Origin of the sequence: Acinetobacter sp. G11, assembly GCF_049808495.1 — a bacterium.
GTDB lineage: Bacteria > Pseudomonadota > Gammaproteobacteria > Pseudomonadales > Moraxellaceae > Acinetobacter > Acinetobacter kookii.
Map to the genome: position 1 here is coordinate 1 of NZ_JBNCAT010000035.1, position 21,250 is coordinate 21,250.

General features: G+C 39.7%; 21 protein-coding genes and 1 pseudogene. 7 read left to right on the plus strand and 15 right to left on the minus strand.

All coding sequences use genetic code 11. The annotated features are described in order from the left end of the window. Positions 1-150: 150 nt before the first annotated feature. Entirely contained in the window at positions 151-705 is a 555-nt protein-coding gene (gene orn / locus ACPUEY_RS11850) for an oligoribonuclease (protein ID WP_086197470.1), read from the minus strand. A gap of 125 nt (positions 706-830) precedes the next feature. On the opposite strand from orn, the gene rsgA reads away from it, so the two are divergent. The 4 genes from rsgA to secB all read left to right on the plus strand — a co-directional run bounded on the left by rsgA (position 831) and on the right by secB (position 3,165). Continuing rightward, a complete protein-coding gene (rsgA, locus tag ACPUEY_RS11855) occupies positions 831-1,895 on the plus strand; it encodes a small ribosomal subunit biogenesis GTPase RsgA (RefSeq protein ID WP_092820868.1) in 1,065 nt (354 codons plus the stop codon). Between the two features lie 94 nt (positions 1,896-1,989). After that, on the plus strand, positions 1,990-2,397 hold the full coding sequence (locus tag ACPUEY_RS11860; protein ID WP_092820866.1) for a rhodanese-like domain-containing protein: 408 nt from the start codon (positions 1,990-1,992) through the stop codon (positions 2,395-2,397). Positions 2,398-2,415: 18 nt separating this feature from the next. Beyond that, entirely contained in the window at positions 2,416-2,670 is a 255-nt protein-coding gene (gene grxC / locus ACPUEY_RS11865) for a glutaredoxin 3 (protein WP_425122201.1), read from the plus strand. 39 nt (positions 2,671-2,709) lie between these two features. Next, a complete protein-coding gene (secB, locus tag ACPUEY_RS11870; RefSeq protein WP_166169354.1) occupies positions 2,710-3,165 on the plus strand; it encodes a protein-export chaperone SecB in 456 nt (151 codons plus the stop codon). Between the two features lie 155 nt (positions 3,166-3,320). Here the strand turns inward: secB and ACPUEY_RS11875 are convergent, their stop codons facing one another. From ACPUEY_RS11875 to ACPUEY_RS11920, 10 genes and pseudogenes are all read right to left on the minus strand, one after another. After that, positions 3,321-4,127: an enoyl-ACP reductase FabI gene (locus ACPUEY_RS11875; RefSeq protein WP_425122202.1), complete on the minus strand. Its 807-nt coding sequence runs from the start codon at positions 4,125-4,127 to the stop codon at positions 3,321-3,323. 173 nt (positions 4,128-4,300) lie between these two features. Next, a complete protein-coding gene (locus tag ACPUEY_RS11880) occupies positions 4,301-5,035 on the minus strand; it encodes a Bax inhibitor-1/YccA family protein (RefSeq protein ID WP_425122203.1) in 735 nt (244 codons plus the stop codon). 173 nt (positions 5,036-5,208) lie between these two features. After that, entirely contained in the window at positions 5,209-6,030 is an 822-nt protein-coding gene (locus tag ACPUEY_RS11885) for a TatD family hydrolase (protein WP_425122204.1), read from the minus strand. Continuing rightward, positions 6,030-7,025, minus strand: coding sequence for an RsiV family protein (locus ACPUEY_RS11890; protein WP_131273860.1), 996 nt, complete (start codon positions 7,023-7,025; stop codon positions 6,030-6,032). Before ACPUEY_RS11890 ends, ACPUEY_RS11885 begins: the two co-directional genes overlap by 1 nt. Positions 7,026-7,092: 67 nt before the next feature. Beyond that, complete coding sequence (locus ACPUEY_RS11895) at positions 7,093-7,917, minus strand: hypothetical protein (RefSeq protein ID WP_131273861.1); 825 nt, start codon at positions 7,915-7,917, stop codon at positions 7,093-7,095. Between the two features lie 156 nt (positions 7,918-8,073). Then, positions 8,074-9,663 (minus strand): peptide chain release factor 3, encoded by a 1,590-nt coding sequence (locus ACPUEY_RS11900; protein WP_425122205.1) that lies wholly within the window; start codon positions 9,661-9,663, stop codon positions 8,074-8,076. A 199-nt stretch (positions 9,664-9,862) separates the two neighbouring features. Continuing rightward, a complete protein-coding gene (locus ACPUEY_RS11905; RefSeq protein WP_425122206.1) occupies positions 9,863-11,854 on the minus strand; it encodes an AAA family ATPase in 1,992 nt (663 codons plus the stop codon). 6 nt (positions 11,855-11,860) lie between these two features. Continuing rightward, on the minus strand, positions 11,861-12,361 hold the full coding sequence (locus ACPUEY_RS11910; protein WP_425122207.1) for an ABC-three component system middle component 4: 501 nt from the start codon (positions 12,359-12,361) through the stop codon (positions 11,861-11,863). After that, positions 12,358-13,584, minus strand: coding sequence for an ABC-three component system protein (locus tag ACPUEY_RS11915; protein WP_425122208.1), 1,227 nt, complete (start codon positions 13,582-13,584; stop codon positions 12,358-12,360). The genes ACPUEY_RS11910 and ACPUEY_RS11915 overlap by 4 nt, the downstream gene beginning before the upstream one ends. A 297-nt stretch (positions 13,585-13,881) precedes the next feature. After that, positions 13,882-14,028, minus strand: a pseudogene (locus ACPUEY_RS11920) (hypothetical protein); the annotation flags it as partial. Between the two features lie 177 nt (positions 14,029-14,205). Here ACPUEY_RS11920 and ACPUEY_RS11925 point away from each other — a divergent pair. Continuing rightward, positions 14,206-14,985, plus strand: coding sequence for a TorF family putative porin (locus ACPUEY_RS11925; protein ID WP_010115581.1), 780 nt, complete (start codon positions 14,206-14,208; stop codon positions 14,983-14,985). A gap of 45 nt (positions 14,986-15,030) precedes the next feature. Here the strand turns inward: ACPUEY_RS11925 and ACPUEY_RS11930 are convergent, their stop codons facing one another. Both ACPUEY_RS11930 and ACPUEY_RS11935 read right to left on the minus strand, forming a co-directional pair. Continuing rightward, positions 15,031-15,246, minus strand: a complete 216-nt coding sequence (locus ACPUEY_RS11930; RefSeq protein WP_004733097.1) for a hypothetical protein — start codon at positions 15,244-15,246, stop codon at positions 15,031-15,033. A gap of 10 nt (positions 15,247-15,256) precedes the next feature. Continuing rightward, positions 15,257-16,672, minus strand: coding sequence for a glutamine synthetase family protein (locus ACPUEY_RS11935; RefSeq protein ID WP_425122209.1), 1,416 nt, complete (start codon positions 16,670-16,672; stop codon positions 15,257-15,259). Positions 16,673-16,907: 235 nt separating this feature from the next. Here ACPUEY_RS11935 and ACPUEY_RS11940 point away from each other — a divergent pair, with 235 nt between their 5' ends. Beyond that, positions 16,908-17,318: a transposase family protein gene (locus ACPUEY_RS11940; RefSeq protein ID WP_425122210.1), complete on the plus strand. Its 411-nt coding sequence runs from the start codon at positions 16,908-16,910 to the stop codon at positions 17,316-17,318. A 91-nt stretch (positions 17,319-17,409) separates the two neighbouring features. Continuing rightward, positions 17,410-17,736 (plus strand): transposase family protein, encoded by a 327-nt coding sequence (locus tag ACPUEY_RS11945; protein WP_425122211.1) that lies wholly within the window; start codon positions 17,410-17,412, stop codon positions 17,734-17,736. 50 nt (positions 17,737-17,786) lie between these two features. On the opposite strand, the gene ACPUEY_RS11950 is transcribed toward ACPUEY_RS11945, so the two are convergent. Together ACPUEY_RS11950 and ACPUEY_RS11955 are read right to left on the minus strand one after the other, a co-directional pair. After that, on the minus strand, positions 17,787-18,500 hold the full coding sequence (locus ACPUEY_RS11950; RefSeq protein ID WP_010115588.1) for a response regulator: 714 nt from the start codon (positions 18,498-18,500) through the stop codon (positions 17,787-17,789). A 27-nt stretch (positions 18,501-18,527) separates the two neighbouring features. After that, on the minus strand, positions 18,528-21,176 hold the full coding sequence (locus ACPUEY_RS11955) for a sensor histidine kinase (RefSeq protein ID WP_004281626.1): 2,649 nt from the start codon (positions 21,174-21,176) through the stop codon (positions 18,528-18,530). Positions 21,177-21,250: the final 74 nt, after the last annotated feature.

Below are 21,250 nucleotides of genomic sequence, written 5' to 3' on the forward strand. Positions count from 1 at the left end.
TCTGATGTGACAAAACCTGAGTCCTTTATAGTTAAAGTGTTTGTTTGCACTTATATTTTAACTATTTAGACTCAGGTTTTTTTATTTAAAGCAAACTATGGGACAGTAGTGGGCTTTTCGCCCCTTTTCTATTCATCTATCAACACTGCTTTATTTATTCATGATAAAGAAGTATTCACGATAGTATTTCAGTTCGGCAATCGAATCACGGATGTCATCCATCGCCAAATGTGAGGCATTCTTTTTCAAGCCGCTCATAATTTCCGGGCGCCAGCGTTTTGCCAGCTCTTTCACTGAAGACACATCCAGATTACGGTAATGGAAGTACTGTTCCATTTCCGGCATTAAACGGTGCAAGAAACGGCGATCCTGACAAATGGAGTTACCACACATCGGTGATGATTTTGGATTGACCCATTTTTTCAGGAATTCCAGGGTTTGCTGTTCGGCATCTTGTGCGGTCAATTTACTGCGGCGTACCCGTTCGATCAGACCCGATTGACCATGTTGACGCGTATTCCATTCATCCATTGCATTTAACACGCGATCCGACTGATGCACAGCCAACACCGGACCTTCCGCCAGAATATTCAGGTTATCGTCAGTCACAATTGTTGCAACTTCAATAATTTGATCGTTATCCGTATCCAGACCTGTCATTTCCAGGTCAATCCAAATCAAGCGGGTATCAGGGGTGCTGCTCATAAATGTGCAATCTTATTGGGCTTAAAAACCGCTATAGTAGCAAATTTATTGCAACTTGGCTGTAACTCCTACCCCGCTTCATGCTATTTTTGCCATTCTTAGTCCATGCTTTTTTTAGGATATGAATGGCTTTAATTCGTAAACGTCGTTTAACTGAACAGCAGCAACGTCGCATTCAGAAACAACATCAAACACGTCAAGAAGAACTCGACACTTCAAATGATTTAGAAGGCCTGGTGGTGCAACATTATGGCCGTCAGCTTGAAGTGCAAGCCCTCTCAGCGCCCGAAAAGCATCCGAGTAAACCTATCGTTGCAGCAGGTGAACCAGAGCCTTTCTGGAAGCCGATTGAAGTCGGCAGTGTATGGCGCTGTCATACCCGAACCAATCTGGAAGCGCTGGTCACAGGTGACCGCGTGAAATGGCAGGCCGATCCGAACACCGGACTCGGTATTATTACCGCCATTCATCCACGTAAATCGCTGCTAACCCGTCCCGACCGTTATCACAAGGTTAAACCTGTCGCGGCCAATGTCAGCCTGATTGTGATTGTATTTGCCTCCTTTCCGGAAGTTGCGCCCAGTCTGATTGACCGTTATCTGGTGGCCTGTGCCGATGCTGAAATTCCGGCACTGTTAGTGCTGAATAAAGCTGATTTAATTCAGGAAAATGACCCGATTCTAGACCTGGTCAAAGAATACCGAGACTTGGGATATGAAGTCATGCAATGCCAGTCTACCGGTGAGGTGTCGGTTTCCGCTCTGGCAAAACGCCTGGCAGGTGAAACGGTCGCCTTTGTTGGCCAGTCCGGTGTCGGCAAAAGCTCGCTGATTAATGCCATTGTTCCCGAAGCGGCACAAAAAACCAATATCATTTCGGAAAACTCGGCGCTGGGTCAGCACACCACAACATCTACCCGTTTAATTGCCTTTGGTGAAGGCGCTGCCCTGATTGACTCTCCGGGAATCCGTGAATTTGGTTTATGGCATCTGGATCTGGCCAAAGTGCAGCATGGCTTTCCTGAAATTGAAAATCTGCTGGGACATTGCCAGTTCCGTAACTGTACCCATAAGCATGAAAAGCAATGTGCTTTGCGTCAGGCGGTGGAATCTGGTGAAATCTTGCAGCGCCGTTTAGACAGTTATTTGCGTTTAATCGATGAAATTACTGAAGCACAGCAAAAAAATTAATTTTTCTTAACCCTTAGCCCTTGAAGCAGTGATTTTGATCGCCATATTTATAGGCTATACTCTACGCAATTTTGAAATTGTAATTAGGTGACTTGTGGAACGTTGGTTCGAATTTATGGGGAATCACCCCTTCTTGTTTGGAACGCTCGGGGTATTGGTTGTTTTGTTCTTTATTTTAGAAGGGCAACGCAATGGCCGTAAAATTTCACCACAATCTTTAGGTATTTTAGTCAAAGCTAAAAATGCCATGCTGATTGATTTACGTGATGCCAAAGATTTCCGTGAAGGTCATATCAGCGGTAGCCGTAATATTCCCTATAGCCAGATTAGCAGTCATATTGAAGAGTTAAAATCTGCAGACCGTCCACTTGTGTTTATTTGCAATTTGGGTCAAATCGCAGGTTCAGCATTACAACAAGTGGGACATGCCGACAGTTACCGTCTAGACGGTGGAATCAACAACTGGAAAGTTCAAGGCTTACCCCTGATTAAAAGCAAATAATACGCTTGGAGATTTTGAATGGCTGAAGTAATTATTTATTCCACCACCGTATGCCCATATTGCATTCGCGCAAAACAACTTCTTGAGCGTAAAGGCGTGGCTTATAAAGAAATTAACTTATCTAACGAAGCACCTGAAGTACGTGTGGAACTGATGCAACGCACCAATCACCGTACTGTTCCACAAATTTTTATTAACGACCAGTTTATTGGTGGTTTTGATCAACTTTATGCTTTAGAGCGTGAAGGAAAACTAAACGAACTATTGGTTTAACATTTTATTAAGCCAGCTCTTCATATTAAGGATTAAAGAATGAGTGAACAACAAGCTCAACCACAATTAGCACTAGAACGTATTTATACTAAAGATATTTCTTTTGAAGTACCTGGGGCACAAGTATTTACTAAAGAATGGCAGCCTGAACTTAATATCAACCTGTCTTCTTCTGCAGAAAAAATTGATGCGACGCATTACGAAGTGTCATTACAAGTCGTGGTTCAAGCGAACAATGCAGGTGATACTGCATTTATCGTGGATGTGACTCAAGCTGGTATTTTCCTGATTGACGGTGTTGAAGAAGAACGCCTTCCATATATTCTGGGTGCTTATTGTCCAAATATCCTGTTCCCGTTCTTACGTGAAGCAGTGAATGACATGGTCACTAAAGGCAGCTTCCCACAATTGTTGCTTACGCCAATTAACTTCGATGCTGAATTCGAAGCAAATATGCAACGTGCTCAAGCTGCCGCTGCTGAAGGCCAAGCTTAATCGCTTAACCTGCAATAAAAAAGACCGCATTTGCGGTCTTTTTTATTGGCTTTTAAGCCCCTCTTTAATAAAGAGGAGTTTGGGGAGATTTAAGTATGGATAACTTTCCGAAATATAATCCTCCCCAACCCTCCTTTTAAAAAGGAGGGAGTTTTTTATTCACCATCCATCATCAAATCGGCGCTCATACCCACAGTATTAAAGCCGGCATCAACATACATAATTTCGCCAGTAATACCATTGGCCCAAGGTGAGCACAGGAACAATGCCGCATTACCGACATCTTCAATGGTCACATTACGTTTCAATGGCGCAACTTTTTCATTCAGGTCGAGCATTTTACGGAAAGATTTGATGCCTGAAGCTGCAAGAGTACGGATTGGACCTGCAGAAATGGCATTCACGCGAATACCTTCAGCACCCAAACTAGAAGCTAAATAACGTACACCCGCTTCTAATGATGCTTTCGCCATACCCATCACGTTGTAATTCGGCATCACACGTTCAGAACCCTGATAAGTCAGAGTCAGCAGGCAGCCTTGGCGAGCCAGTAATAATGGTTTTGCAGCACGTGCCATGGCAATAAAGCTATATGCACTGATGTCGTGGGCAATGTTAAAACCTTCACGGTCGGTAACATCGGTAAAGTCACCATCTAAAGTATGCGCTGGTGCAAAACCGATTGAATGAACCACGCCATCCAGGCCATCCCAATGTTTTGCCAATTCTGCAAAAGCCTGGTCAATTTCAGCATCTACAGCCACGTCACAAGGGAAAACCAATGTTGAACCGAATTGTTCAGCAAACTCATCAACACGTTTTTTTAATTTTTCATTCGGATAGGTAAATGCCAGTTCAGCACCTTCACGATGCAAGGCTTGAGCAATACCAAATGCAATGGATAATTTACTTGCAATACCCGCGATGAGAAAACGCTTACCCGCCAATAGTCCTTGTGCCATGTGAATCTCACTCAAAATAATTTACCAGCATAATGCCAAGTCTGAAGCATTTGCGAAATTGCATAATGCGCCTTTTTTTAACATGTTGTGTAAAAACCATAAAAAATGCTCCACCATCGGGGAGCATTTCTGGATTGATCCTGCTATTGAGCTAGCTGTCATGCTTAAAAGGATTAATCATCCCCTTGCAACAATCCCAGCAAGCGCAGGAACGAGTAATACATCCACACCAAGGTCGCCAATAAGGCAATACCACACAACCATTCCATCGCTTTCGGTGCATACTGTGCAGCAGATGATTCGATCAGGTCAAAATCGAGTATCAGGTTTAAAGAAGCAATCACTGCAACGAATGCAGCAAAGCCAATCCCCAGCCAGTTGCTTTCAAAGATATAAGGGATACTTGATCCAAAAGCCAACCCCATGACCATTTGCACGACAAATACAATGGCAATGGCAATCGAAGCAGACATCACCACGGCTTTAAATTTTTCTGTAGCACGAATAATCTGGAAGCGGTATAACCCAAACATGACCAGTGTAGTGACAAAAGTTGCCAGCAAGGCCTGCAAAGGTACACCTGGAAATTTCAGCTGAAATATGACCGAAATGCCTCCTAAAAATGCCCCTTCAAACAGCGCATAAGGAATGGCCAAGGTTGGTGCTGTGTTGGGCTTGAATGTGGCGATGAGTGCCAGGATAAATCCGCCGATCGCCCCCACCATTGCAGCGGCATAGGCAATGGATATATTCAGCGTCATGAAGCTATATAAAAATAGCGATACACCGACTACAGCGGCAATCACGGTTAATAACACTGACTTCTGGATGGCGCCTTGCACCGTCATGGCCTGGTTAAAATCACTCCGGGGTTCGACCCGGGTTAAAATAGGGTTATTACTTTGCATAATTTCCTCATTATTGTCGTTTAATTTTTAAAGGAGTATAGACATCATTTAAGAACAGAAAATGAATCTTTGCAACTTTGCATAAAATATCGCTCAGACAGGCAAACCGATTCATGGCAAAACATAGCTTAAGAACCCATATTGATGGATCAAATCTGGTTTTACAATGTTTTTTAAGATGTCAGCCTTAAGGCATCCAGGGAATTTTGCCAAAGTTGTGCGGCAAGAAAAGCCTGGTCCAGATTCAGCGATTGGGCCAATCCATCCAGCACATACGGTAAATTGACTGGCGTATTGCGGCTTCGATGTTCAGTGGAACTTTGACAGCATAAGGGGGTCATATCCGGACAGTCGGTTTCCAGAACCAGATGTTCAGCACCTATAGCCTGCACCACCCGATGCAGTTTTTTGGCATTGGGATTGGTAATTTGCCCAGTGACGCCAATTTTAAAACCCAGCTTAATAAAGGCCTTGGCTTCTTCTATTCCGCCACTAAACGCATGGGCAATTCCACCCAAGCTAAATTGCTGCTGTTTTAATACGGCCAGTGTTTCCGCATGCGATTTGCGGATATGCAATAACACCGGCTTATCAAACTGCTGTGCCAATTCAAGCTGCGCAGCAAAAAAATCTCGTTGTTTCTGAAACATGTCTGGCTGCTTGTGCTGTGCCAAAAAGGTATCCAGGCCAATTTCCCCCACCGCAACACAATCTTCTGTTTTTAAAAGCTGTTCCAGATCGGCCAGATGCGAAGTTTGATGCTGCTCAATATAAACAGGATGCAATCCCGGTGCTAAATAACTTTGAGGAGCCCCCTTTAACTGATTGAGAAAATGCTGCGTGTAGAGCAGATCCTGAAAGCGGGACTGGACAAAACCAATCAGAATCAAACGTTCTACCCCCACCGCTTTGGCTGCATGCGCCAGCTGTTCCCGATCTGCATCGAAATCGGGAACATCAAAATGGGTGTGGGTATCAAACAGTGAATAAGACATTAAGATCGGGCTTTATTTGCGACAGCTGCACTTGCCGATGCAGCATCATTTTTGACTTCCACTGGAGGCAAGTACTCTTTCTTCAGCACGCTTTGCAACTGTTCATACGGAATGGTCAAACGTGGCAATCCAACGACATAAGGCCCGATTTCATATTCGCCATATTGCAAAATCAAGCCTTGAGTAGACAGATAGAAATTGTCCGATAAGGTAAATTTCCACGCCTGTTCATATTCTTCAACGCTATTTGCCAACTTGGAATCAATAACCCAACGTTTAAACTCTTCATGGGCTTTCTGTTCCAGTACCGCTTTCTGCTTGGGCAGCAAAATATCATCCAGTGCGACCAATTTTTTCTTTTTCAGGTCAAAATTATAATAATACTGTGAGGATGAACCATGTGCACCGCCCAGATAACTGCTGGAATTTAACACCACAGTTGCCAAAGGTTGGGCTGCATTGAGAATCTTCGGCTTGATCATCAGGCTAATCTGATGACTGGCACTTAACGCTTTCAGTTCTCTATCCAGCGCTAAAAAGGTCTGCAGATAAGGAGCTACCTGCTTTTCCAGTTTCTGTTTCGGTGTTTCAATAGTTTCCGATGCAGCAGCTTCCGATGCCTGGGCTGAATTTGAATCTTTCGAATTTCCGCTCGCTGCAGTCTCCTGCTGCCCTGCCTTTAAGGATTTCGGCGAAATATCTACACTTTGCTCCAGCTGCTTTAAAATTTGCTGATCGATAAATTCATCAATAAAAGCCTGGTTACTGGAAAGACGCTCAATGCTGATTTCAGGACAGCTATTCCCATCACATTCAGGCAAATTTAAAGTCAGCTTTTCCGTGTCTCCTGCCAATGTTAAAGCTTCGGCTTGAGCAGCTTGCGACTGGGTCACCTTGTCCTCTTTTTTAGGCTCAGGCTGTTTAGGTTGGCATGCACTCAAGGCCATTGCTGCCGCAACGGCACTGAGGGTAAAGATCGTTTTATTTTTTAGCATCATCTGACCTATAAACTTAAATCGGGTAAATGGACGTTCACTTGATGTCTGGATTTATTCAGGATGACTAAAACATATGCTGATAAGCGTCAGCTTTCAATATCTGCTTGGTTTGTTCTTTGGTTAAATAAATATCCAGCTGGGCACCATCCTCCACAATTTCATGGGTGCGATAATGCAAACCGATGCCTTCCTGATCAAAGAACCAGTCCGCCTGCCCCCAATACAGTTTTTTTGGCGCTTTCTGTCTGGCTTCAGCCTTTTGTTGCTTTAACCATTTTTGATAAGCCTGCTGCACAATGCCATTCATGGCGGTTTGCTGCTGAGGTTCCAGAATATCCAGCAAAGTCACCGCCTTCTGTTTTTTACGGTCAGCCACAAAGAAGTAATATCGCTCTTTTACTTTTACTTCTTCTTGCGTCGTATCGACTCCTAACTGCATGAGCACATATTGATTCCGCTGATAGGCAATTCGGGTATACATTGACAGTTCATAGGGCTTATTTTTGGCAAATTCGGCCTGCCAGGCATCCGACTTCTTCACATAGGCATTCACAGCCTGCTGCAGGCTCATGTCCTGTTTTAAACCAATTTGATCTTGAATGACCTTGGACTGGCTCTTGGCAATCCAGTCATTTAACCACGCATCTTCGGTATGTACCGTTTGAATACTCAGGTCTATACAGTTCTTGGTTTCGCAAAAAGGCAAGGCAATTTTTGCCTGCTGCTCCTGAATATTTAAATAGGGCAAGACATCCGCCTGCTCGGTTTTAAATACCGAAGTTGGCGCTTGCTGCTGATCTGGTTGTTTGGATTCTTGTTTTGAAGCATCACAGGCACTGAGCATCAGACCAATGACGATTACCGATGCAGCCCCGAGTTTCCCGTTCATGCTGACCACTCTTTTTCTCAAGTAATTCATCTATCTTTATGATTCTAATAGGGCAGCTGACACTTCGTCTATGTTTGCGACAATACATATTGATGAAATGTCATCCACCCCCTAAAAAAACAGCTTCATAAAGAAGCTGTTTTATTTTAGGTGATTTTAGTGTTCGCGAGTGGCGCGGAACTGGATATCCGGATAACGCTCCTGCATCAACTGCAAATTCACCCGGCTTGGGGCCAGATAAGTCAAATGACCGCCCCCATCCACTGACAACTGGTCATGGGCTTTTTTCTTGAATTCATTGAATTTCTTCTCATCTTCACAAGATACCCAACGTACCGTATTGATGCTGACCGGTTCATAGATGCAGTCTACTTTATACTCTTCTTTCAGACGGTATGCCACCACTTCGAACTGAAGTACACCCACCGCACCAACGATTAAGTCATTGCTGTTCTGCGGCATGAAGACCTGGGTTGCGCCTTCTTCAGACAGCTCTTTCAGGCCTTTTTGTAGCTGTTTCGACTTCAATGGATCTTTCAGGCGAACACGGCGGAACATTTCCGGAGCAAAGTGTGGAATACCGGTAAACTGCAGTTTTTCACCTGAAGTAAAGGTATCCCCAATCTGGATGGTGCCGTGGTTATGCAAACCGATAATATCGCCCGGCCATGCTTCTTCCAGGTGCTGACGGTCACCGGCCAGGAAGGTCAAGGCATCGCTGATACGCACGTCTTTATCAATACGCACGTGCTTCATTTTCATGCCTTTTTCATACTTGCCTGAACAGATGCGCATGAAGGCAATACGGTCACGGTGTTTCGGGTCCATATTGGCCTGAATCTTGAAAACAAAACCGGTAAAACCTTCTTCAGTGGCATCTACTTTACGGTCTTGGGTCGGATGTGCTTTAGGTTCAGGTGCATAGTTGCTGAAAGCATCCAGTACATGGTCGACACCAAAGTTACCCAGCGCCGTACCGAACAAGACCGGAGTTTGACGGCCTGCCAGGAATGCTGCATGGTCCAGTGGCTCATTGGCCATTTGGACCAGTTCCAGCGATTCTTCAAATGCTGCCCACGCCAGTTCTCCGACTTTTTCACGCAGATCGGCATGGTCATAGCCATCACGCACTTCAATATCGGTAATCACTGAACCAAAACCGGCTTTATAAACGTAGAATTTTTCTTCCAGAAGATTATAAACACCGGCAAAATCGCGACCGGTACCCAGTGGCCAGGTTAATGGTACACATTTGATTTTCAGGACGTTTTCAATCTCATCCAGCAGCTCCAAAGGCTCACGGATTTCACGGTCCATTTTGTTGACGAAAGAGATGATGGGGGTATCACGCATACGACACACGTCCATCAATTTAATGGTCCGTTCCTCGACACCTTTCGCACCGTCAATCACCATCAAGGCAGAGTCCACCGCGGTCAGGGTACGGTAGGTATCTTCCGAGAAGTCTTCATGCCCCGGGGTGTCCAGCAGGTTGATCATCTTGTCTTTGAAGGGGAACTGCATCACCGAGGTGGTGATCGAAATCCCACGCTCTTTTTCCATTTCCATCCAGTCAGAAGTGGCTGCACGGTCCGATTTACGGCTTTTCACCATACCTGCAACCTGAATCGCCTGCCCCCATAACAGCAGTTTTTCTGTCATGGTGGTTTTACCGGCATCGGGGTGGGAAATAATCGCAAAAGTCCTGCGAGTCGCTACTTCTTTAGCTAATTGCTCTTTAAACATAAGATAAATCTTCAATATGTACACAGTTTTGTACACAATTATGAATGTGTATCAAGCCAGTGAAGTGATAACTTAAAATTGGCGCAATTGTAGCAGATTTATAAAGGTTGTTTTCGCATGTTAGAAAGTGAAAATGGTGTTCTAGTATAGATATTATGAAAAAGAAAGAGTCGTAGTCCACTCTTTCTTTTCCTATTAATTAGTTAGCATTTATTAATCTTTTATCCCAATCATCAATTAATCCAATTGGTAAACCATTAACACCTGAGGAACTAAAACTGATTACCTGAACATCTTTAGAGTCAAGATCAATATTTGGTGGAAGATCATTATCAACCAAAATCATTTGACATAAAATATTTGCACTTTTGAATTTTTCAGCTAAATCAATTAACGCATTAAATAGGTTTTTATATTTTTCTGGATCAGAGACACCTTCCTCAACATCTTCTCTGTTCTGATTAAAATTAGGATTTTTATAAGTTTTACCAAGAAATTTACCTACCGTATCGATCATTAATAAACCTGGTAAATTCGTATCTTTTGATAATTTTTGCTCTAAAATTGAAGCAAGATAACTAATAGAAATAATAGTTCTCAAACCACCTGAATTTATATTTTTATATTCAGTATTTCTCACCTTAGGCCAAAAAGTTTTAGAATCAATCTCAACCCCATAGTGATTATAAATCTTAACTTTTTTAATTAGGTTATCCAAACTTAAACTAATATCATTAACGATATTATCTACGGATGGAGTATTTTCCTTTAATTCCTCTAGTTTAACTTTTAATTTCTCAATTGATATTTCAAGGCGTGCTATTTTTTCACCAGTCTCATCATGCTTATTTCTTATTTTTAGCAAATTATAAGCTTTATCTTTTTTTTCATTTAATTGTGCAATTTCACTCACTATAATATCTCTCTCAGACAAATAAGGAGATATTGAATTTTTTAGTTCATCATCTAATAGTTCTTTAGCCTTATTTTGCTCTAAATAAAGTGAATTAAGTATTTCTTGAGCCGACCGTAAGTTTTGAGTGTTTTCTTCAATGACCATTTTAAGATCTCTTATTCTCCTATTAATAGAAGAAATTTCACTTCTTATTTTTTTCTCATCATTAATTTCAAACTTATCTTTTATATTCTGTAAACTAATAACACTATCGCATATAGGACATAGTCCATTATTAGCAGGCTCACCACCGACAACCTCCTTAGCTTTTAAACCTGCTTTTAATACTTCCACATCATTCTTATAATCATTAGATAGTCGAGTGAAATTCTCAATATTAATTATAGACTTATTTTTCAAATCAGAATATTCATCAATTTTAATATTAATTAAACTCAATGCATCTCTTATTTCGTGATAAAGATTATTATCACTAATCATTTTTGAATTTATATCTTTTAATTTTATATTAAGCTCCAACCCAAGATCTTCAATATTATCTATTTCTTCATTTAATTTTTCAGAATTACTAAATTCCGTTTGTGAAAAAAATTCAGCTATAGCCAAATATTTAGAATTCAAATTAGATTTTTCTTTAGATTTATTAGATATATCTACTTCAATTTCTGAAATATTTGAATCTAAAATATTAAAAATATACTTAAGAACTTCTCTATTTTTGGTTTCTAAAACAAAGTTACCCATATTTAACATATGTTTACTACCAACCTCATCTTGATCCAAATACATAAATTTAAATAAATCAAGAAAGCTCAGCCTTGCTGTTTCAGATGAATCTTTTGTAGGGGCTTGTTTTAACTTAACAGATGGAAATCCTAAAGTTTCTATCAGAAATTCAGACAAACTCTTACTTTCTGCATTTGACTTTGAAACACTTGATATATATTTTTCTGGAAAATTATTTTTTATCTCAGAATAGGTACAACTATACACATCAATATCTCTTGAAGCATTAAATATATCTCGTGATATACAGTATACATTATCATTTATAACTATTTCTAAAACTGCATAATTAACCGAGGAAGAAATTTCCTCATCAAGTTTAATTGATTTTCCACCCAAGAGATAATTAATAAATCTTAAAATGCTCGACTTACCAGTATCTGCATCACCATGAATTATATTAATACCTTCTTTAAATGGTATAATATAGTTTTTTCTATATCCATGAAGAACCAACTGTTTTATCAATAGACCCTGCGTCAATTCCATTCTATACTACCTTACTACAGTATTTACAAGACCATTTAATTTACCTAGACTTTTAGAGCGCAAAATAGAAGCCGCCCTAACAATCTCACGCACTTTATTAAAATAATTACAATCTAAATGTAATAATGTTTTTTTACCTTCTTCACTTAAATAAAAAACAAAGCCTTCATCTTTATTAAATTCAACAGAAATATATCCTTTAATAGACATCATTTTCAATAAAAGTGCTATTTTAGATTTATCATATAGATCATCTACATCTAACAATAAGTTTTCAACAGTATAATATTCACAATGATTAATAGATCTCTGCTGCTGCCCTAACATAGACAAAGCCTTATTTAGAATCAATGGATTATTTACTAAGAAATAAAATATTTGCATCTTTTCAATATTTAAATTTCTTTTACCCCTTACTGTTTCAGCCAAATTATCTAGAATTAATAACAATATACCCATATTTAAATCTAGTTCTTTTTTAGGTTGAATATATGGTAAATCACTCATTTTTCTTCTCGGTCTATTAAACTTAAAAGATTTTCCATTGAACCATCTTTAACCCACCAAACATTCTCATTTTCTCTATTTGCAAGTTGATGTAACATACCTTTTTTGTGGATAGCATTTATAAATGGAATAAATATTTCCAAAAACTTTTTATCTTCCGCAACAATTTTTTCATGAACATCAGTCAATAATAACCCTGAATTTGTTATTCCATCATGAACATATTTTGAATAACTATCTTGGTAAATATGTCTTATTTTCTGATAAAGTTCTGCTAATCTTTTTTGATCTGATGTACTTGAAAACTTTTTTCTTATATATTCAGCATTTAAAAATGACTCTTTAGAACTATTTATTGATGTTTTATGAATATTTGCAGATAGTAATTTTAAAACAAATATCTCATCGTTATATTCGTCTTCATTTTGAAGAGTTTGAAGCGAATAATCTGACATACCTGAATCACTATTTTCAAAATCTAATATTACTTTTTTTACAGCTATGAAAGTTGTATTTTTTGTATTTACTGGCTTAGTGATGCTTGTATGGTCTTCATCCACTGGGATTGCGTCTGATTTTTCTTTATCGATAGGTACAGCACTTGTTTTTGTCACAATATCATCATAGAGACCATAAAAATATTTCGTCACAGGCCTTAAATTTGTTTTTTGCCATGCATCATTTATTTGATGAATAAAGGTATTCAAAGGGGCTAAATTTTCTATTTGTAAATTTGAACTAATTAACTTTCCAAAAGTAGCTCCTTCCGCCCCTAAATGAGGAACTGCTAAAGATACAAATAATTTAATCTTTGAATTCTGCTGTTCTTCAATATCTTTAATAATTGCACTTTTTGTTACAAGCCCTCCCATACTATGGGCAATAACAATAATATTGTCATAATTCTGTAGATGAAACCTTACCTCTGTTCTTAATAAATCACCAATTTCTTCGATACTTATATTCTTTACTAACTTACCATGTGAAGTCGTAAATAGTCTTTTAAGCAAAGTACCAAAACCTTGAGCTTTTTGATATAAATTCAACAACTTAGTAAAATATGTATAAACTGCAATATCATAATTTTTTTTTATTTCTTCATCTGCTGCTAAGAGTTTAGGAAATGAATTTCCTTCATTTTCCCAAGTACTCTCCCCTCCCCCAAAACCATGTATAAATAAAATTAAATTTTTTTTATTTCCTTGTTCTACAAACTCTATCATGGATTACTTACTCTTTAATTCAAGCAATTTAAAATTAATTTAATTATAAATTAATTTTAAATTGAGTATCATCTTAAGCCTTCAGATAATTATAAATTTTTCATGTAAGTTTTCGCCATTTTTTTCAGACAATTCTCAAAAAATACTATTTATTCAATAATTTATAACTACGACTACTCCAAAGAACATTTTACTTAACCAAAAGTAACTGATCCCGCTTAAAGTAATTTTGTGTCAGGCGATCCCGAGAAATACTTCATCTCCAGTTCGGTATCATGCTCGCCCCTAAAGCAAGTTGCTTTTCCCTCTTAAAGTGAGTTGCAATGGTAAGCAAGACAGCAAACTATTTAATGCCATATGGTAATAACTCAGCCGTGCAGCCAAAGTCCGAATACTGTTAAAGCCTGTAGTTCTAAAAACAAAGGGGTCAAATTCATCTAGCTTATTAAAGTTCATATGCAAACGTCTTTTAGACAATATGAATACTGATTTTTATTACTTTAAAAAATATTCATCTTAAATTTTATACTTATTTTACGCAAAATTTACGATAATTTTATTATATATCAATAAATTAAACCATAACATACATTACCTCAATGACTACTAATTTAAAGTGTTATGAAAAAATTATACCATCTACTTTTTAGCCTTATACCGCTCTATTCAAGTTATGCTTTTGCTACTGGAGATGAAAGCTCTCCCGCTTTAAGCTTTTCAGGTAATGTATCATTGGCCAGCGACTACCGCTGGCGCGGCCAAACGCAAACCCAGAATGATCCGGCCTTGCAGGGAAACTTTGTTTTAAGCCATGCTTCAGGATTTTATCTTGCTGCATTTGCATCGAATGTTGATTTTGATGACGAAGTAAATTTAGAACTGGATCCCCAGATCGGCTATACAGCGCCAATCGCGCTAGGTTCAATCCATCCTGCAGTTGATCTTGGCATGCTGCGCTACAATTACATCGGCAACAGCGATTTAAATTATAATGAATACTATTTCAAAATGATCTTTAATGCGTTGCTGCATCAGAACGATAGCTTTACACCAAGCATAAGCTATACCTATAACTATGGCGGCAAAGCTGCCAGTGACAGTATAGGTAAAGATATCTCAAATTGGTATTTTAATGTCTTATATGCTACACCGATTGCTCAAACTAATTTTGGCACAAATGTTAGCTTAGGTTATTCCAAAGCAAATCAGGACATTTATGGTTCTGAAGCAAAAGACCATTTTTTTGATTGGAAAATTGGTGCAACTTACCGCTATAACCCAATGGGAATAAATGCAGAATTAGCAGCGGTTGGTAGTAATTTAAAAACCAAAGACTTTACAAGTCAAAATAAAAAAGGGGTAAAAACTGAAGCAGTATTCACCCTGACTAAATCTTTTTAAAAGTTAAATGCCAATAGTATCAGCAATACTATTGGCATAATTATTTTACTTGAGTAATTTCAATATATGATCTATCTCACTTCGATTAAAACCTCTTTCTTTAAAAATAGTATGAATTATTTTTTTCATACTTTTTGACGCATACTGGTATTTCTTTACTAAAATGTCAGAATCAATTTCCTGTAAACTATACTTCAAATATAATTCTTCATTGAGCTTCTGATTTCTAGCATCATCTTCATTATTTATCGTGTTATACATTTTTAAGCAGTTAAATATCCCAATGTTGTTCGATCAAAGTAATTTGGCTGTACATATACTGATGCTCAGCACGTTTAACTGCACACCATAATTCCATAAATCTTTTGCCGAGATATTTTTGCAAAACAGTATTCCGGTGAAAAAATGTTAAAGCATCCAGCTGATTCGTACTTAAAAAGTGCGGCTGATGTTTATTTTTTATCTGAGTGGCTTGCTGTGGAATTTCCAGATTCTGTGTCAACCCATGCAGTGTGCCGATCAAAATCAGGGCTGCAGTTAAATAAGGATTGCAATCCGCACCTGCAACACGATATTCCAAGCGTTGATTTTCATTGTCCGAACATGGTATGCGAATGGCCACATTGCGGTTATTCACGCCCCAATTAGCTTCTAAGGGCACATGGTTTCCAGCTTTAAACCGGCGGAATGAGTTTACATTCGGGGCAAGCACGGCCATGGACGGCGGCAGCAAGACTATCAGCCCGCTGATCGCCTTTAATAATTGCCGTGACGGTAAAGGATTCTGCTTCATGCTGAAAATATTCTGCTGGTCTTGATTTAACAAACTCATGTGAAAGTGCATGCCGCTGCCCGCTTTATTCAGATCAGGCTTAGCCAAAAAGCTTGCATGTAACCCATGTTCTACAGCGACTTGCTTAATGGCGCGCTTTAGCATCATGATCTGATCGCATAGCTTCAAAATATCACCGCTATGCTGAATATTAATTTCGTATTGCCCGGAAGATGATTCCGAGACTAAGCCTGTAATCTGAATCCCCTGCAAAAGGGCAATCCGTTCAATTTCATCCAGAACGTCTTGATATTTATCTTGCACATTCACATCAAAACATTGATTTAAATAAATCTGATTGGAGCCAGATTTTTCATTGCTGTCAAATAAATAAAACTCCAATTCTGCGGCCATGCAAGGATAAAAGTTTTGATCATGCAGCGCTCTTAAACTTTTTTTTAAAATATTGCGCGGTTCAACTTCGCAATCTTGATGATTGTCATCTTTCATGGTTAGGAATAACTGTGCATTGAACTCTGGATTTAAAGCGCAGGGCTGCAGGCTTCCCAATATAGGTTTACATAAATAATCCGGCTCACCGATCGATTTTCCTAAACCCGATTCTTCAATCACTTCTCCATCAAGACTCATGGCATAAATAGACATTGGGAAATAACAGCCTTGTGCAATATTTTTTAGACCGACAATATCTATGCGCTTGCCGCGGACATGACCATTCAAATCGTGCAGGCAAATCTCAACATGACGGGTATTGGGATAGCGCTGCAGATAGTTTTCGATTTCTTCTGAAAATAGAATATCTTCAATATCGCAGCATTGACGCGCAGATGGCATGGATTCAGGGACCGCTTCTTCGTCAGCTATATTATGTCTAACCATGAGTAAATTACTCATTATTTTGTCCTGTTAAATATTAACAATGATCAACATAAAACAAGTTCTACCGAATGTAACGTAAATAAACCGTAAAAAAGCACCCAACTAATATGATTATTTTTTAAACTATTAAAACCACGAAAAAGCTAATTTAAAATAAGTTAAAACATAAAAATAACAATAGATCTTTTTCATAAATCAAAAAACGATCTTCTTTTTGGTTAATATTTGCACTCCGGATTTCTTAGCATTCGTGCATAATCTGCGGATGAAATACATCGATTCAAACAAGCTTTCTGATCCTCAGTTCAAGCGATACACAGGCATCTCATGGTCAACTTTCTATTTGATGGTTGAGCAATTGCAGAAGCATGTCTCTGCCAAAGGCAGACCGCCCAAGTTAAGCCTGGAGGATCAGGTTCTGCTCTGTCTGAGCTATTGGCGGGAATACCGAACCTTATTTCACGTTGCGACGAGTTACGGGGTTTCAGAGCCCACAGACTCAAGAATTGTCCGTCATGTTGAAGACTGCCTGATTCGGTCCGATCTGTTTAATTTACCCAAAGATTTACCCGAGGGCAAAGGCATCGACTGGAATGTTGTGATCGTGGATGCCACGGAAATTCCAATCCAAAGGCCTAAAAAAACAGAAGAAAAGCTATAGCGGCAAGAAAAAGCCCCATACCTTTAAAGTACAGGCCATGATTCACTACAAAACTCAGTAAATTCTGAGTTTATGTACCAGTCGCGGTGCAGTGCATGATTTCGAGTTGTTCAAACGCAATTTAAGCCAGATTCCTTTTGGGGCTTTTATCCTTGCAGATAAAGGCTATCAGGGGATTTATGTGTTGTATCCGAATAGCCTGTTGCCATTAAAAGCCAAAAGACACTGTAAACTGGATCCTGAATTGAAAATCTATAATCAAGAAATCAATAAAAGAAGAATCGGAATTGAGCATGTATTTGGCAGCCTGAAAACCTTCAAAATCCTTGCTGAGTGTTATCGAAATAGAGGTAAAAGGCTTGGTTTGAGATTCAATTTAATCGCTGGAATCTACAACTTGGAACTGTGCAAAAAATGATTTATGAAAGAGGTCTAATTACTCATGTAAAATAAATGACATATTTAATATTAATAAATCTTCAAAAATCGCAAACCCACTCCCGGTTCAGTAATAATATATTTAGGCTGCACAGCATTATCATTTAACTTCACTCTTAATTTAGCAACCAGAATCCTTAAATAATGCGTATCTTCTTGGTGCGTTGGCCCCCACAGCTCTTTCAGTATTTGCGGCTGGGTAATCAATTGGCCTTTATTTTTCGCCAATAAATTCAGCAGCTGATATTCTTTGCGCGTTAAGGAGAGCAATTGTTGATTTAAAAAAACCTGCCGTTTGGAAAAATCGATTTTTAATACGCCATCATCAAAAATTGTCGTATAAACAGTACTATGCTGATGCTGCCTAAGCAGTACACGAATGCGCGCCATCAGCTCCTGAACACTAAACGGCTTGGTTACATAATCATTTGCGCCAGCATCCAGAAGCTTCACTTTTTCTTCTTCATTTGCCCGCACAGACAGCACTATCACTGGAACGTGCGACCATGTGCGAAGCTCAGACAAAACCTCATAACCATCCAAATCTGGCAAACCCAAATCGAGGATCACTAAATCCGCGCCTTGCAAAGCTAGGAGTTCCAAGCCCTTTTGGCCATTTTCAGCCAAAAGCGTTTTATAGCCTTGCGCTCTGAGTGCTATATCCAAGAATTTTCGAATCTGATTTTCGTCATCAATAATCAAGACATTGGTCATGGAGCTGGCTGATTCATTCTGTTCTGGCATTTTCCCACCTAAAAGCTGCTAGATGCTTTAAGTAATTTGCTGAATAGGAAGCTGTATGCGGATACATGTTCCTTGATTGTTCTTGCCTGATGATGCCATGATTTTCCCCATATGCGCACCCACAATCGCTTTCACAATCGTCAAGCCCAATCCTGTACCATATTGCCCGCGGTCACCGCGCTGCATGGTATAAAACATGTCAAAAATGCGTTCCCGCTCACCTTCCGGGATACCCTGCCCCTTATCAGTTATGGCAATTTCGATCTCATTTTCATTCACCTGCTGCACCTCAATCATCACAGCTTTATTCTCTGGTGAAAATTTTGCGGCATTTTCCAGCACATTAAAAATGGCCTGTTCAATCAAGGCGGCATGTACAAATAAACTCAAAGATTCTTGAGGCGCATGCACTTCAACCAATGCATCTGGCATATAACGGTTTAAACGGCGCACTGCTGAACCGATCAGTTCATCAACTCCAATCCAGTCCCGCTTCAAGCTTAAGCCTTCATGGCCTAAACGGGTCATATCCAGTAGGTTTTGAATATAGCGGTCTAAACGCTCCCCCTCTAAATGAATCGCTTCCAGCAAGCTGTCCTGATCATTTTCATTCATGGAATGGCGGTAAGTGCTCAAAGTATCCGCTGCTCCAATCATCGACGCCAAAGGCGAGCGTAAATCGTGCGATACGGATGATAATAATGCCGAGCGCAATTTTTCCGTTTCAGAATTCACATTGGCTATTTCCAAAGCCTTGGTCAGCTGGGTGCGGAAAATCGCCTGCGCAAGATACTCTACCATGAGTTCAGCGAGCTGTTTTTGCTCCGTATTGATTACTGCTTGCACATCTTTAAGTTTCAACCCCACCACGCCTAAGCATTGCTTGGAAGCCAATAAGGGCAAAAACCACCACTCATTTTCCGTCAAGGTTTGGGTAAAGCGACCGGACGGTTGATGGTTTTTGAATGTCCAATCGGCTGAAATTTTTTCTTTATTACTCATGATAGTGGATGATGCTTGAGTTGCTGCAGTATCTGGGAAATACAGCCAGACATCTGCATTGAGATTTTTACTCAGGCTATGTTCAGCAATCTCCTTGATTTGTGCCAAATCTAATGCTGTGGACAGCTTCTGCCCTAAATCCTGCATAATGCTGTTATAACTGTTCGCCGTTTTGAGTGCAGTCACCTGCTCTTTCAAACGTGACGCTAATCGGCTCGAAATTAAAGCCGCGCCCAAAAATGCAATCACGGTGACAATCCCCTGATGTGCAGAAATTTGAAATGTAAATTGCGGGGAAATAAAGAAAAAATTATAAGCTAGAAAGAATAGGATGGCTGAAAAAGCTGCAGCCAGCATCCGTGTTTTTGATGCCACAAAAACCACAGCGGTGATAAAAATCACCGAAAGATCTTCAATCCCTAAATACTTTTCCCCTAAGCTTGCAATCACAATGCTGATGACCGTGGTGGCTAGTACGTACTGTATTTCTCTTAGCGACAAGAATGCCCTTTGAGTGAAAAAGGACAGATGCTTATTCTCTGCAATAATCGGCACAATACTGAGTTCAAAACTGGGCCGGTATTGCAGTAATTGATCAATCAAATTGAGCCTTAAATTCAGCGAAAACTTTTGCGGAGCCGCTTGTGCTAAAACCAAGGTTGAAATGCCGCGGTCCATCACATAATCAAATAAAGTTTTAGCATGTTGCTGGCCGTGAAGGACTTCTGTCATTCCACCCATTTGACGCGTTAAGTTTAAAGCCCGTTCAATTTCACGGCTTTGCGAGTTTTCCTGTTTATTCATGATTTGCGTATCATGAGAAAAAGCAACAACCGTCCATTTTGCCGCACGATGCTCGGCAATACGGCATCCAGTCCGAACTAAAGCTTCAGAATGCCCTTTGCCATCAATCATAATTAAGACATGATTTTTTAAGGGAATTTGAGCAAGCCCTTGAATGGCGAAATTTTCGCGTACATCATTATCAACATAATTGGCCACAGTTTGCATTGCCAGTTCACGCAGTGCCGTTAAGTTGGAGCTGTTGAAAAATCGCTGCAAGGCCTGTTCGGCCTGCTCAGGCACATAGACCTTTCCTTGGTTTAAGCGCTCCAACAGCTCATTTACAGGCAAATCAATCAAGCGGATATCTCGAATCCGTTCGAATACCCTGTCTGGCACGGTTTCAGTGACACGAATCCCTGTGATTTGATATACCACATCATTCAAACTTTCCAAATGCTGAATGTTCATGGTGGTAAAAACATCAATACCAGCATCTAATAATTCATTGATATCTTGCCAGCGTTTTTCATGACGGCTGCCGGGCATATTAGTGTGGGCAAATTCATCCACCAAAACAATACTGGGCTTTTTATCCAAAACGGCATCTAGATTCATTTCCTCCAGATGCTGCCCTTGATATTCAATAGCCTTTCGCGGAATTATATCTAAACCAGAAATTAAATTTTCAGTTTCTCTACGGCCATGCGTTTCTACATAGCCAATGACGATATTAATGCCCTGCAGCGCCAGTTCATGCGCACGAACCAGCATGGCAAAGGTCTTTCCCACGCCCGGAGCTGCGCCTAAAAAAATCGTCAGCCGCCCAGACTGATAACGCTGTGTATGTTGCAGCAAAACATCGGCTTTATTGGTTCGTTGATCAGTCATAGAAGTAATCTTTATTTATTGCTTTAAAAAGATGTTTTTAAATTCATTTAAATGCGTCTAAAGTCAGCTTGGCT